This is a genomic window from Oculatella sp. LEGE 06141 (genome assembly GCF_015207605.1).
Lineage (GTDB): Bacteria > Cyanobacteriota > Cyanobacteriia > Elainellales > Elainellaceae > Oculatella.
On record NZ_JADEWO010000103.1, the window covers coordinates 1 to 13,909 of the forward strand.

Genomic DNA, 13,909 nt, shown 5'->3' on the forward strand with positions numbered 1-13,909 from the left:
GGAATCAAGCAGGAATCGGGACATCGCCAAATCTCAAGTAGTGAAGTAGCAAGCGGATTGACTGCCTCAGCATTTCTTCTGATTTGGAATAGCACAATGTTTTGCGATGTAGTCGAGCCAGATAGTGGCGTAGGCGGGTATTTTTACCTTCCACTCGTGTCATGTAGGTTTTGCTCACAATCTGATCTCCCGGTGGAATAAATCTTGCATAGACACTCCAACCATCCGTGACATAGAAATAACAGTGCCATGCGCCAACAATTGCCCACAACGGTTCAAACGTCTTTGCACTATGGTCACCTAACACCCACCCTAAAATGCCTGCTCGAAAGTGGTCTACCGCTGTCCAGAGCCAGATTTTGTTTTTTTAGCCCCCACAAAAGTTTCGAGTTCATCCAGTTCACCGACTTGCGGAACTGCTTCGGGTTTATATGCATCAGGCAGGTGTTCTCCAACCTGTTTGACCCAGTAAATCACAGTGGTATGGTGCACACCTGTGACTCGTTCAATGGCTCGAAACCCCATGCCATTGACATACAGGCGTAAGCATTGCTGCTTGATGTCTTCACCGTATCCTTGAGGCGGACTATAGCTATCAATGAACTGACGACCACAACTGACACAGATGTAATTTTGCTTACCCCTTCTCTTGCCGTTCTTACGGGTATGAGTAGATTGGCACTCTGGACATTGCATGAGAACTCATCCTAATTCCTCCCTTCATTATGCAACGCCCTCTGGATGCATTTTCGGCCAAGTGGGATGCCCTTTATCCAGCCATTAGCCAGATTTGGATTCGGCACTGGGAGAACATTATTCCCATCTTTGAGTATCCAATGGATATTCGCAAAGTCATCTACACCACCAATGCAATTGAGTCGCTCAATCGCTCATTGCGCAAGGTAATTAAGACCAAGGCTGTGTTCCCAGATGAGGAGTCTGTTTTCAAGTTGATGTATTTGGCAATGCACAACATTGCCAAGTGCTGGAACCGACCGATTAAAGATTGGAAGGCAGCCTTGTCACATTTTGCTATCCTATTTCCAGGACGCTTCAACTATTGACAATCTAAAAGCTGACACAAAAATCTAAACACTCTCGCATCCGGGATTGACAGACGTGGAGGTCTTTAATCAGGCACTCAGTCTTGCTCACGATGAAGATGTTTCAACTTGGACAAGGGCGATCGCTCATTGGATGGAAGAACATCGTGTCTCAACTATTCCTCTCGTGCAGCTTCAGCAGTCGGTGCAAATGCCATTGGTGCAATTATGGCTGGCTCTACTGCTCGGAGAGTATGCCATTGAACAACGAGGTGAGTTTTATGATGTCCAACAGCTTTGGGTATCCGCAGGGTAAGTGGTTGTGTCGCAAAAACTCCTTAAAGGCAAAGGATTTCCATCAAAGTCATCGTTTTAAGCAGTCATTCCAAAGATCGCTTCGATAAATTTCACTTGAGACACACTGTCCCCTTGTTCGACTCCTTTTACTTGTCCTTTTGTGATCATATTCATCGCCTCAATTCCCCTCAAGTTTTTCTCGCACTACTGAACGAAACTCCATCATCACTCTGATAATTCTCTTAATGTTTCTGTGGTCTTGCTCAACTCCATTGTTCAAGTATTTCACCTGCCATAATTCCGTTACTTCATCTAACGTCTCATCCCCTTTCAGCGTTTCCATTGCTACTGGGTAAGCCGAATTCTTATTCACGTTAATCACTCGTGGAGTCTGAGTGTGCTGAGCCTTGAGTACTTTGCGAAAGAAGCGTGCTGCTGCCTTGCCATCTCGCTTTGCGCTCAACATGAAGTCCAAGGTGTTACCTGCTGAATCAACAGCTCGCACATCGACGCTGCGTGGTCGCCCGCTTGGTTTAGCACCAGGCAGTAACGTGAGCAGCAGTTGCCATTGTTCATCAGTTAAATCGGTCGGATAAGATGATCTCATTGCTCTCATTACCCCAGTCAGTCGTTGTTTCTTCTGACAGCTTACGGGATGGGAGCTTTTTTCCTTCTATGCTATGGCTGGGCTTCTCAGACATCCTCTCAAGGCGGCATCTTCCATCCCATAGCGGGTATTCTTGCCAGTGCATTTGTCCGGTAGCGAGGACAGTCGCTGGCGAAAAGAATCCGCTACTGTGTCAAACAACCCCCGTTCTTTCAACGGTTCTGGCTCTCTTGGCTCTCTCAGGTGTCCTTACAATACCGCTATTGCCAGGACTTGAATACCTTTTTGCCAAACTGAGAATTGCTGGCAATATGCCCTGCAAATTGCCTCTTGCACGGCTGTGTGGTATCACAGTGGTCTGCCACTTGTACCGATTCGCTGGTTCTTAATCCAAGACCCCCAAGGTCGTTTTCAAACCCAAGCCCTACTGTGTACTGACCTCTGTGCTCAACCACAGCAAATCTTGCAATGGTTACGCTGGCGCTGGCAACTTGAAGTCACTTTTGAAGAAGTGTGCACTCACTTGGGTGTGGAATCCCAAAGGCAATGGTCACCTCTGGCGATCCTTAGAACCACTCCAGCACTATTAACGCTCTTCTCCATCGTGGTTTTGCTAGCCCATCAAGCCCAATTCTTGCATCCGTTCCAGTTACCTCACAACGTCCCTTCTCCAATGCCCTAGCCTTGGTACGTCAACGTCTTTGGCACGTTCGTCTTTTTCAGTTGTCTACTCCTCAAGCCGATACGGTAAATATTCCTCGCTCCCTCTTCAACTGTTGATTTGACTTGCTTTGCTTTGCTGCCTGATGGATAAAGTCAAGCTAAGTAGATTGAATTGTTACCTTTGCCTTTCTTCATTACTGCAAGCTCTATTGATCCAATCTTGAATCTGTTGCGTGGTTTGGCTGGAGGGATTCTCGATCGAATAAAGCACCTGTAGCGCATCTGACCACAGTGGTTCCGAGCGATTGAGCAGATAATTCACTTGCTGATGGGCGATCGCTTCTGGACTCGATTGAGCCGTCGGCAATGGGCGAGTAAGCGATTGCAGATCGGCGGTCATTGGGTTGCGCTGATTTGCTTCCATCAGTTGAAAGGTGTAATCTGCACTGTACTGTGCATTTTGCACCCGCCAGTACAATCGCCAAGTATAGAACTGACCCGGTTGCAGCGGTTGCCCTTCATATCGCGCCGTTTGGTCAGTGGCTGCCAACGATTTCTCCCATACCAATCTTCTGGTTTCGTCAATCACCTCAAGCTGCTGCATCGTCACTTCTGGCGGTGCATTCCACACAAACAGGGGGCGATCGCTCCAAATTATGTTTTGTTGCTCTAACAATCCTGGAGAAAGCACACAGATGTTGCCATTTCCCCGCCCACCCAACCGTCGCCTGGGGCGGCGTTGTTTGGAGTTAGGGACAGCAGAAAAATGATATTGCAGGGAAGCGATGTAAGGAGGTGAGGGACTAGAAGGGTGGAGGGGTGAGGGTGCAGCGGGAATGAATAGCGCGAGTAGAATCCAGTGAGGTTTAATGAAGTTGACCATGAGGTTGCCTTTTGAGTGCGGGAAGACGGTACGCCCAAAACAGAGCGGTGGGCAAAAGCCAGGGCAGCAATACTGCGGCGGAGATATAAAGCTGGAGGCTGAGAAGTCCATAGAGGAGGGTTGCCGCGCTCAATCCAGCGAGGTGCTGTTTTGGTGTCCAGGGCGATCGCCTGCGAAGCCGCACCACTTTTGCCAGCAGCACAGCGATCGCCAGCATCCATAGATCGGGAATCGGAATGACGAGTCGCTGGTTAAGCTGATGGTGAACCATGTAGGCATTCGCTTCGCCTCCGGTGAGCCAGTAGGTTTGAGGTTGCCAGTAGCGCAGCGCGGTAGGGCGGGGAAAGCGATCGGGTTCGCCCGGAGCCATGCCCAAGCGTTCATCGGCTCCCGGTGCGATAATCACGATTTGCTCAGAAAAATTAGCAGGTGGCTGATTGGCATCTAGCACTTGCCAGGCGGAAATTCGCTCGTAGGCGCGATCGCTGGGAATTGAGTAGTCTACGATCGGCTCTAGCCAATGCTGCCCGAATCGGTCATATGCCCAGATGCTTATCGGCGCGAGATGGAGTTGGCGGACGGCGGTGAGCCTCTGGCTGGGCGGACGCTGAGCGTCGATCGTGTCGAGGAGTTGCGATCGCAAATTCGCGGTCTGGTGGAGCGTCGGCTCAGGCAGGTCGGTGCTGTGCAATTGCGCGGTGTGAACAAGTGAGAGCAGGTAGGTAAACGGACAGGTCTGCCGACAGTCTTCGTCCGGGTAGGGCAACATCACGTACTCTAAATTGGCGTCGATATTCGCCTGGAGACTCCAGGCGGGACTGGCAATTTGGGTTTGATGAACGCCCACTTCAACTGCTTGATCGTCAAGCGCAGCACCAAACACCAGCCAGGTTTGATGGCGAGCGATCGCCGTTTGAATTGCTTTCTGCAAGGCGGCATCTTCTGGCTGCGGCGTATCCAGGACAAAATCAATGCCAATCACGGAAGCGTTTAATTCGGTGAGCCGATCGAGCAGCTTTGCTAGATAGCGGCGATCGATCGGCTGAAGCTTTGAGAGCCGAGCGCGGCTAAGCGAAGCTGTATCAATCTGAATTAACGCGATGGGAGGCGGCTCAGTTTGGGCAGGAACTTGATGGGCGAAGTCGCGGTAGACTGCCTGCATCCAAAGCCGGGTATTGAGGAGAACCGCTTGGGCGGGCGATAGGCTGAGAGCAATACCGACAGCCAGGACGATCGCTTCGAGGCGAGACGGCAGAAGCGACTGAAAGCGCTGTGCCCACCGTTGCTTCCAGCCAGAGGCGAGCCGAAACAACGGCGCATTTGGATGGCAAAACAGCGCGGGAACCAGATAGGCAGACGGGTAGGTGAGGTTTTTCTCTAAGCGCAAAAATCGACAGGCCGACCGCAGCGATTCATGCACATCCTGCCGATTTGCCAAGCCGCGCAGAAACTGCACCAGAAATTCTTGAGCAACGCGATTGTGAATGGGTTCACGCATCACGGCAACTTGACCAAAACCAAAATCGATCAAAAATTCGGCAATACTCAAGCCACTGCACGAGTTGAAGATGGCAACTTGCAGCCCCCGTTCTCTGGCTGCTGTCAGTTGCGGAGCAATATCGTGAATGGTGATCGAAACGTTGGGCGCGATTACCAATTCGCCTCCGGTCGTTTCTGCCTCGTTGCTGTGTCCGGCAAAAAACAGTACATCCCATCCCGGTTGAGCGGCGATCGCATCCCGAATTTGTGTTTTTACCTCGGCTGCGGTTTGTCCCGGTTGCCAGCCGACAAACGTGACTTCGGCAACCGTATCCAGCGATCGCACTGCCTCGCGATCGGTCTGGAAGTTCAAGCCAGTGTCATCGCCTAAAATCGCCAGAATCCTGGCTCGACCTCGCGGCTGACGAGCGGAAAAAGTGGCATCCGATCGAATCGTGGCTGGAGTTCGCACAATCCGAATGGCTCCGGTAGCCGCAAAATCTGCGCCAATCTCCCAGGCTTCCCAGGGCAGTCGCGCCAGTTCAATCCCGGTGCAGGTTAACACCAAATCGAGGCGATCGCTCACCTGACTGGCACGAGCCAGCGTGGCTCGAATCTCAAACAGTTCCGCACCCCGCAGCCAGCGATAGAACTCGTTAAGTAACTTGATTTCAGCTTCGACCAGCTTAGTGTGCCAATCGATCGCCGCTGGGACAAGCTCCCCGCCAATAATTTTTCTGCCGCGCAGTCCCGGATCAATTGGGGATGTTGGAAATAAAGGAATTTCTGCGGTTTTATAAAAGCTCAGGTAGATACGCCGCCAGTCTTGATAGTGTTCTGCTAGCGCAGGAGAGTCGGTTAAGGTCGCGACCATCTGTTGTGCTTGACCCCAAGAAAGTTCAAACAAACAGTGCTGCTCAACTTTTTGAACCTTGAGTCGAAATCGATTCATGTTGCCAATCATGCTGCAAAATCTGGCTCGAAGCAAAATGGCGGCAAGCCGATCGCGCTGCCGTCAGGTTGATCAATCGTCACCCAAAATCGCTCGCTCAAGTCGCCGCCTACTTGTGCAAAGAGTGCTGTCGCCTCTGCACGTTCCACCGTCTGCTCAAACAGCAACTGAGTGTCATCTCGAATCCGCAGGCAAGTTCCCAACGGTAAGCGATCGCCGCTCACGGTAATCAACAGCGTCCACTCAAACGTTTCGCTTGCAGCAGAGAGCACCCAGGCCGCGGCCTGAAGGCGCAATGTCACCCTGCCCAATTGCACTTCTTGATAGGCACCCCGCGCCTGTGGTGGAATTGGAATCTCTAAAGTTGACAGTTCTTGTTGAGCAGAGCGCAAGGCGGCAGCAGCGATCGGCGGCATGAGCCTCCAGCCCAATTCCGACGCCAGATCATCGAGGCGATCACTGAGCCAGTGACGCACGTTAATGACTCGCGGCGGCTGAGGCAGAAAATCCACTGGGTAGGGCTTAAGACAGCGCAACTCTAACAACAGTGCAGTTGGATCAAGATTAAACCAATCGAGCGGAACCGCATACATCTCATTCGGCACGGTTTTGAGCGGATACGATTGTTGTTGCTCAAATAAGCGATCGCGGCGCAAATAGCCAGACACTTTAACCTGCATTTGCTCCTCTTGAACCTCGATTAACACATAAATATGTGGAGTAAATCGACGTAGATCAACAATGGCTTTCGGAAGATGAATCGTCGGATTTAACAACGTTGGAGCCGCAATCAAGCACAGATTAAACTTTGCAACAAAGAGGTGATGAACCGCAATAAATTGATTAGGTTGAGCGATCGAACAGCGCGAATCGTCAATTTCTAATTCCGCTGTCCACTCTTCTATCCATTGCTTAAACCCAGCGAGTGCCAAAGCATGAAGATAAAGCTGCCACTGCTGAGACGCATCAGCACCCGATTGGCTTAACTGTGCCGCCTGCTCCATTTGATCGAGTGATAATTCAATCTGCTCGTCGGTGAGCGCTTCCGACTCCAGGAAATCGATGAGGTCTGAGGATGGTGTCATGGGGTATTACTCCTAAGATCTAAGTGACGGCAAAGCCGACGTGCAAACAAACTGCGAAGCGGATGTTTCTTAGCAACTGCCCCTTCCTTCTCGGTCTGCTGGATCAGCACATCGATCTGTTCTTCAAGAATGATTTCAATTTGCTGATTGAGCTTTTGTAATCGAGCCGCGTCAGAGTAGGTTTTAGCTTTTTCTACAACGACCTGGAACAGCAATTGCAGTAGTCGCGATCGCACATTTGCCCGAAATTCTTTTAGCTTCAGCAGGCGAGTTACCTGAAACTGAGCTTGCAGTCCAACTTGTGGCGCAATTTCACTCATTGATTGGCCTTTACAGTGAAATAGTTTCAAGGCCATTAGAAATTGCTGCGCTGCTTCTGCTTTTTTGCGCTGTAAGTAAGTAACACGATCGCTCGTGACTTGCGCTAGCGATCGATCGAGACAGTTCATTACCTGCTCGCGATAAAACGTTAGAAAACTCTCTTCTTCGAGATCAATTTCAGGTTCAACGGCTGACAGTTCCGCCACGAGCAATTTTGTTCCCGGTCGATCGAGCGATTGGGTGGGCAAGGTTTTTCCGATCCGATGCAGGCGATATTGACGCAGTTGCGAGGCGATTTTTTGAAGCTGGCTCAGAATGCGCTCAGGTGATTGCAAAGCAACCCGCATTTCTGCGGGCAATGCTTCAGCAATGCGCGTCAATTGATCAAGACTGGGCGCAGCACAGACTTCTTTATCTCTCAAGCGTCCAAGCTGGCGTTGCTGGAGGCGATCGCGTCGGTAAACCTCGTGATAGATCTGCAATAAACGATAGGCGGGAGCGATTTCATCTGGAGTTAACCGATAGAATTCTGTCAAAATCGATCGCAGTGATTCCGGGTTAGTGTCGTTCAAAATGCCCCAGTCGGTCGCTAACAGAACGCCATGCTCATGCAAAAATGCTCGCAGTTCACGATGATGCCGAACTTGCCTTGTCACCCAGGTACTTAAACCAGCGCGATCGCTATCAAACGTTTCTAAAATTTCAACTGCCAGCGGTCGATACTGGGTCGAAACCTGCCGATTTGATGCTTGATCAAAGCGCTGATCCGCAACGAGATGATCATTTAGCACAAACGGAAATAAATCGTATCGAGTAAAGCCATGCTGTGTGCCAAATTTGACTTCTAGTTGCACACAAACCTGCTCAATTTGGTGAGAAATGAAGCAGCGCAAACACCATGCTGCTCGCTGGCGATCGATCGAATTTGCAGCCGTTCGTAGCAGTTGCATGAGTTCTCGCTGAATGGGCGCATCTGCAATCGCTGGCTGAGCCGCAAGTATTGGAAAACGGTCTTGGAAGAAGGCTTTGGCAATCGCCACTTCCTCGACGCGCCGCCCTCCTGTGCCGTCGAGCCGCACCAATTGCCAATAGTTTGATGCAGTCATGAGTGTTTCTCTATCCTTAGAGCATCGAGTCATCATTGCCTTCATCCGTTTTAACTCGAATCACCTGCCATGATTCTTGATTCGGGACTGAAAGACCTATGCAATCAGATCGGACAGATACCTTAACCTCTATTCAACTAGGCTCAGGAGCTAGAACGAAAAACTCCGTCTCTAGCATCTTTATTAGGATTCTTCACCTTCGATGGCGACAGAATCCACCTTGCCAGATCCTGGAGCGTTTACACCATTGAGTCTGACACGATCGCGCTAGCAGTCTTTCTTGATTCTGAATCTGCCAGATCTATGCAGTTTGCCGCTGCTGAGCGATCGCAAAATTTTTGAACCATTGCATAGGTTTTTACAGCGCCGAATCATATCTCGTCAAGCAGGTACGACAGGCGATCGATGACGGGCTGAGCAACTCAACGCTCTCTAGAACTGCTCTTAATTGATTCCCTAAATCCGGCTTAACACACTCTTGGAGCATCCATCATGACTTTCTATTACGATGGCAGCAGCGGCAATGATTACTTTGACTATCGAGGAAACACCAATCTGGTCGCACAAGGATATGGTGGAAATGATTCAATATTCGGCGATGCCTACGGTGACAGTCTTTATGGAGGGTCAGGTAATGATAAATTGTTGGGCTACGGTGGCAATGATTTACTAATTGGTAGTTTGGGCAGCGACGAACTCAATGGTGGAACCGGAAACGACACCTTGCGCGGCTTTTCTTGGGGATATAACCGAGAAATTGATACCTTAATTGGCGGACGGGGAAGGGATACCTTTATGCTCGGTGATACAACGGGGGTGTTCTATCTGGGTGGTCGAACCAGCAACGGTCGTGATGCTTCTTATGCCCGGATTGCCGATTGGAATCCGAGAGAGGATCGCATTCAAGCTCACGACGGCTCTAGCAGCTATCGACTGGTGAAAAATCAAAACTGGTTTGGCTCCTCAGCCAAAGACACGGGCATTTACGTTGGCAATGACCTGATTGGGGTGATTCAAGATTCGACTAACGTGAGCAGCCAAAACTTTGTTTTCGTCTAGACATTCTTAGAAGCAAGTTTTGACAGTGCATCTCCTGAATTATGATCGTCACAATACACTGTCAAACCTTGCCGTACTGTCAGCGATCGCTCATTCCCAACGTGTCATCCGCGATCAGGCAGTGTTGAGCCATGGCACAGTCAGACGACGTGGCGATCAGAACACAGTCACTGTCACGTTTTCTTCTGTTTAAGCATGAAAAAACAATCAAAACTTTGTGTGCACAATCAGGTACAATCCATTCTTCAATTCATTGCCACCCATTACTATCAGTCAATCAGCCTCTGCGATGTGGCGAAAACCTTTGGCTATTCTCCGGCCTATTTAACAGATTTAGTGCGGCGTGAAACCGGACAGACGGTGAACCAGTGGATTATTGAACATCGGCTGGCTCAGGCAAGCTGTTTACTTCGGGAGACAAACCAGACGGTTAATCAAATTGCGGAAACAGTGGGTTACCAAAATATCAATTATTTCTTTCGTCAGTTCCGCCATCACTATGGCACAACTCCCCAAATCTGGAGAGAATCACAGCGCACGACTTAAACGATGCCGATCTGCGTCTACATCAACACAAAACAGAATGCTAAATCTAACAACCATCTAAATATTGTGCATTGGCATCTATGCTTTCCACTTTTACAGTGGTGTGTAACGCGGGGAAGTTATAACAAATAACTTCTAAGCAACTCAAGAAACCTGAAATCACTTAGACAGGAGAAAGAAGAATGGAAAACGTTAACGAGATCAACTTACCGATTTTAGAATTTCAAGATATTAATGAACTGAATGCTGAGGAGTTAGAAGCAATTGCTGGAGGAGGCTGGTGGGACGATACATGGAATGCCGTCAACGAAGGCTACAGAGATTTGTCACAGGGACTATCTGATGGGTTGAATGGGAAGAATGTATCTGAGTCGAATAACAACTATGGTACTGGTCATGTGCTTGGAAGTCTGTGGAGAACAAAATTTTAGAGGAATCTAAGTCGAGGTTTTTACTCGCACATCTAACTAATTAATGGAAGGCAAACAAGCTTCATTGAAAAGATAGATTGTCTATCTTCTTGACGTTCAACTCATCTAATTTGGAGGCAACATAATGCAAGTTCAAAATCAAACACAGCAGATTGCTGAAGAACCCTTGCTTTCCCTTTCTGAGGATGAATTGGCAAGCATTACAGGAGGATGCCCTCGTCCGAATCCGCTCGATGAAGCACGGCGTCAATTACTTCGTCGCCGTACTGGTCTGTGGCGTTATCCTTAGTTTCGGCAAGTTGGCTCCAGCTCTAAGTTATGTTGCGATCGCTTTTTAACAGCGATGCAATCCGGGAAGAAATAAAACAGTGTTGAATCTCTGAAAAACTCAACTCAAGTTTCTAGTTAAATGGGAGTGTTGTTATTGCCCTCAACAATACTTCTACTCCCACTTTCTCACTGAAAAGTCTGGTTGGCATGATGGAGGAATCAGATGATCGCGCAGAAGCAAAATCTGTTCCGCAAAAAATCATTAGAACGTTTATCGTCTCCAGAACGACTTGACCAACTCATGCAGGTGGTCAACCCTGGAAGCTGGATACCTTTAGCCGCTTTAGGGTCTTTGGTCTTCGTTGCCTTGCTGTGGAGTATTTTTGGACGCATCCCAATCACAGTTGAAGGGCGAGGGATTCTGGTGTTTCCGGGCAACGTTGTCCCGCTGCAATCCAAAAGTACCGGACAGCTAATCGAACTTAAGATCAAAGTGGGAGATGTTGTGAAAGCCGGACAGGTGATTGGCACGATCGATCAATCTGAACTTCAAGAACAGCTAAACCAGCAGCAAGCCAAACTTGCAGAACTCCAAAGCCAGGATCAGCAGGTTGGTTCATTGCAAAACGCCAGCACTGAAGCAGAAAAACGAGCCATTCAGCAACAGCGCCAATTTCTTCAGCAGAGTCTCCAGAATGAGCAAAACTTAACTGCAATCTATCAGCAACGCTTACAAGTTCGCAAACGACTGTATACCCAAAGGATTGTGACCAATGATGCATTGCTAGATGCCGAACAGCAGTCTCTCGAAAATTTGCAAACGATCGCCAATCTACAGGCTCAATTACAAGAACTAGACAGCCGCGCCGCCGAGCAAAATCGACAAGATTTAGAAGCTTCAACGGCTCGAAAAAAAGAAATTCAGGAAACGCAAAGAGAAATTGCTCAACTGACATCGCAACTGAGCAACAACGGACAAATCATTAGCCAACAAGACGGACGGGTATTAGAGATTGCAGTCACTCAAAATCAGGTCATTAGCGCTGGAAGCCGGATTGCCAATTTGGCGGAAGAAGATAGCGCTGAAGCATTAGAGGGCATTACCTACTTCAACGTTGAGGATGGCAAGAAAATTCAAGAGGGAATGTCCATCCAAATCACCCCGCAAGTGGTTAAGCGAGAGCGCTTTGGCGGCATCATGGGTGTTGTCACCACCGTTTCACCGTTCCCAATGACCCGTGCGGGAGCGACAGCAGTGGTTGGCAACGCAGAGGTAGTAGAAGATCTGGCGGCGGATCAATCCAGTCTGATTCAAATCTCCAGTCGACTCATGCTAGATCCCAATACGGTTAGTGGATACAAGTGGTCTTCCTCTCAAGGACCAGAAACGCAGATTTCTTCTGGTACAACCACAATCGTTCGCGTCAAGGTAGAAGAACGCGCTCCTATTACCTTTGTTTTGCCAATCTTGAGGTCTGCTAGCGGTGTTTACTAATTTGAGCTGGATGATACAGGTTAATCCACTGTCTCATCTCAAAACAAGATTGGGGAACGGGAACACTCGCGTTAAGACTCCCACCCTGCTGCAAATGGAAGCGGTGGAATGTGGCGCGGCAGCCCTGGGGATTATTCTGAGCTATTACAGTCGAATTGTGCCCCTGGCTGAACTAAGGCAAGCCTGTGGGGTTTCTCGGGATGGCAGCAAAGCGTCCAACATTCTGCAAGCAGCGAAAATCTATGGACTTCAGGGGAAGGGGCTGAAAGTAGAGATTGACCAGTTGGCAAGGCTCCAGCTACCCTACATCGTCTTTTGGAACTTCAATCACTTTCTAGTGGTTGAAGGGTACAGCCAACAGCGGGTTTACTTGAATGATCCAGAGACCGGCCCACGATCGGTATCCTGGCAAGAATTTGATGGCAGCTACACGGGGATTGTCCTAACCCTGGAGCCGGATTCAATTTTCACGAAAGGGGGGCAAAAGCCGAGCCTTGGAGCCGCCCTCCAAGAACGGCTAGGCGGTTCAGTTGGAGCGATCGCCTATTGCATCGCCGCTGGATTTCTCTTGACGCTTACGGGTATGGTTATTCCGGTATTCAGTCAAGTTTTTGTAGATGAGATTCTAATAGAAGGACGACAGCAATGGTTGCGTCCTTTACTCATTGGTATGATATTCACGGCTGTGATTCAGGGAGTATTAACGGTATTACGCTTAAACTGTCTCCGCCGTCTCAAAATTAAACTATCAATTGGTCTATCCAGTAAGTTTCTCTGGCATATCTTACGACTGCCAATCGGCTTCTATGCCCAGCGATTTGCCGGAGAAATTAGCAATCGTGTTCGCCTGAATGATCAAGTCGCAGATGTTCTATCGGGGCACTTAGCAACTACAGCAGTTGATGCTGTCATGGTGATCTTTTACGCCCTCATTATGGTGCAGTATGATTGGGTGCTGACTCTACTGGTAGTCAGCTTTGCCATGATCAATATCATGGTTCTACAGTGGCTCGCACGCAACCGCATTGACACGAACCAGCGGTTGATTCAGGAGCATGGTAAGGCGGCAGGAATATCGATCGCAGCACTGCAAAGCATTGAAACCCTTAAGGCATCTGGCTTAGAGTCAGATTTCTTTACCCGGTGGGCAGGATATTATACGAAAGCAATTAACTCGCAGCAAGCGTTAGGCGTGACGAACCAAACTTTCTCAGTTTTACCCGCCTTCCTCTCTGTGCTTTCGGCGATGCTATTGCTGGTTATAGGTGGCTTCCGCGTCATGGACGGGCATCTCAGCATTGGGATGCTGGTTGCGTTTCAAGGACTGATGCAGAGCTTCCTGATGCCAGTGAATAACTTGGTGAATTTTGGCAGCACCCTGCAAGAATTAGAGGGCAACTTGATACGTCTGGATGATGTGCTGCGAAACCCGATCGATCCGCAAATCGTTCAGCCCACCGCATTGACGACAACAGAGAATCATGTAAATAGTCAGGTGAATCAAGAGAATGCCGCAAAGACCGTATTGCAGTTTGCGCCGTTCCGCTCAAAGTTGCAGGGTTATGTTGAATTGCAAAACGTCACTTTTGGCTATAGCCGCTTAGCGCCTCCCTTAATTGCAAACTTGAATTTTTCGGTAAAACCCGGACAGCGGGTGGCGTTGGTGGGGGGG

13 protein-coding genes and 1 pseudogene are annotated in these 13,909 nt (G+C 49.2%); 8 read left to right on the plus strand and 6 right to left on the minus strand.

All coding sequences use genetic code 11. The features are described from left to right. Positions 1-4: 4 nt before the first annotated feature. Positions 5-696, minus strand: a protein-coding gene (locus tag IQ268_RS30895) for an IS1 family transposase (protein WP_193887126.1) whose coding sequence is annotated in 2 segments (ribosomal slippage) — positions 5-366 and positions 366-696 — 693 coding nt in all. Because the reading frame shifts where the segments join, the coding sequence is not laid out codon by codon here. Between the two features lie 41 nt (positions 697-737). Here IQ268_RS30895 and IQ268_RS30900 point away from each other — a divergent pair. Together IQ268_RS30900 and IQ268_RS30905 are read left to right on the plus strand one after the other, a co-directional pair. Next, a pseudogene (locus IQ268_RS30900) lies at positions 738-1,064 on the plus strand (transposase); the annotation flags it as partial. Between the two features lie 55 nt (positions 1,065-1,119). Continuing rightward, on the plus strand, positions 1,120-1,359 hold the full coding sequence (locus tag IQ268_RS30905) for a hypothetical protein (RefSeq protein ID WP_193887127.1): 240 nt from the start codon (positions 1,120-1,122) through the stop codon (positions 1,357-1,359). Positions 1,360-1,518: 159 nt separating this feature from the next. Here the strand turns inward: IQ268_RS30905 and IQ268_RS30910 are convergent, their stop codons facing one another. The 5 genes from IQ268_RS30910 to IQ268_RS30930 all read right to left on the minus strand — a co-directional run bounded on the left by IQ268_RS30910 (position 1,519) and on the right by IQ268_RS30930 (position 8,436). Further along, entirely contained in the window at positions 1,519-1,947 is a 429-nt protein-coding gene (locus IQ268_RS30910; protein ID WP_193887128.1) for a DDE-type integrase/transposase/recombinase, read from the minus strand. 838 nt (positions 1,948-2,785) lie between these two features. Next, on the minus strand, positions 2,786-3,493 hold the full coding sequence (locus IQ268_RS30915) for a hypothetical protein (RefSeq protein ID WP_193887130.1): 708 nt from the start codon (positions 3,491-3,493) through the stop codon (positions 2,786-2,788). Continuing rightward, positions 3,477-5,924: a CHASE2 domain-containing protein gene (locus IQ268_RS30920; protein ID WP_193887132.1), complete on the minus strand. Its 2,448-nt coding sequence runs from the start codon at positions 5,922-5,924 to the stop codon at positions 3,477-3,479. The genes IQ268_RS30915 and IQ268_RS30920 overlap by 17 nt, the downstream gene beginning before the upstream one ends. Positions 5,925-5,932: 8 nt before the next feature. Next, on the minus strand, positions 5,933-7,009 hold the full coding sequence (locus IQ268_RS30925; RefSeq protein ID WP_193887134.1) for a DUF1822 family protein: 1,077 nt from the start codon (positions 7,007-7,009) through the stop codon (positions 5,933-5,935). Next, positions 7,006-8,436, minus strand: coding sequence for a hypothetical protein (locus tag IQ268_RS30930; RefSeq protein WP_228035883.1), 1,431 nt, complete (start codon positions 8,434-8,436; stop codon positions 7,006-7,008). The genes IQ268_RS30925 and IQ268_RS30930 overlap by 4 nt, the downstream gene beginning before the upstream one ends. Before the next feature lie 492 nt (positions 8,437-8,928). On the opposite strand from IQ268_RS30930, the gene IQ268_RS30935 reads away from it, so the two are divergent. The 6 genes from IQ268_RS30935 to IQ268_RS30960 all read left to right on the plus strand — a co-directional run. Next, entirely contained in the window at positions 8,929-9,495 is a 567-nt protein-coding gene (locus tag IQ268_RS30935) for a calcium-binding protein (protein ID WP_193887136.1), read from the plus strand. A gap of 219 nt (positions 9,496-9,714) precedes the next feature. Next, positions 9,715-10,041, plus strand: coding sequence for a helix-turn-helix transcriptional regulator (locus IQ268_RS30940; protein WP_370584735.1), 327 nt, complete (start codon positions 9,715-9,717; stop codon positions 10,039-10,041). A 182-nt stretch (positions 10,042-10,223) separates the two neighbouring features. Then, on the plus strand, positions 10,224-10,472 hold the full coding sequence (locus IQ268_RS30945; protein ID WP_193887141.1) for a hypothetical protein: 249 nt from the start codon (positions 10,224-10,226) through the stop codon (positions 10,470-10,472). A 124-nt stretch (positions 10,473-10,596) separates the two neighbouring features. Continuing rightward, entirely contained in the window at positions 10,597-10,761 is a 165-nt protein-coding gene (locus IQ268_RS30950) for a bacteriocin (RefSeq protein ID WP_193887143.1), read from the plus strand. A gap of 204 nt (positions 10,762-10,965) precedes the next feature. Then, positions 10,966-12,237, plus strand: a complete 1,272-nt coding sequence (locus tag IQ268_RS30955) for an NHLP bacteriocin system secretion protein (protein ID WP_193887145.1) — start codon at positions 10,966-10,968, stop codon at positions 12,235-12,237. 10 nt (positions 12,238-12,247) lie between these two features. After that, positions 12,248-13,909 (plus strand): cysteine peptidase family C39 domain-containing protein (locus tag IQ268_RS30960; protein WP_193887148.1); only part of this gene is annotated, 1,662 nt, incomplete at its 3' end.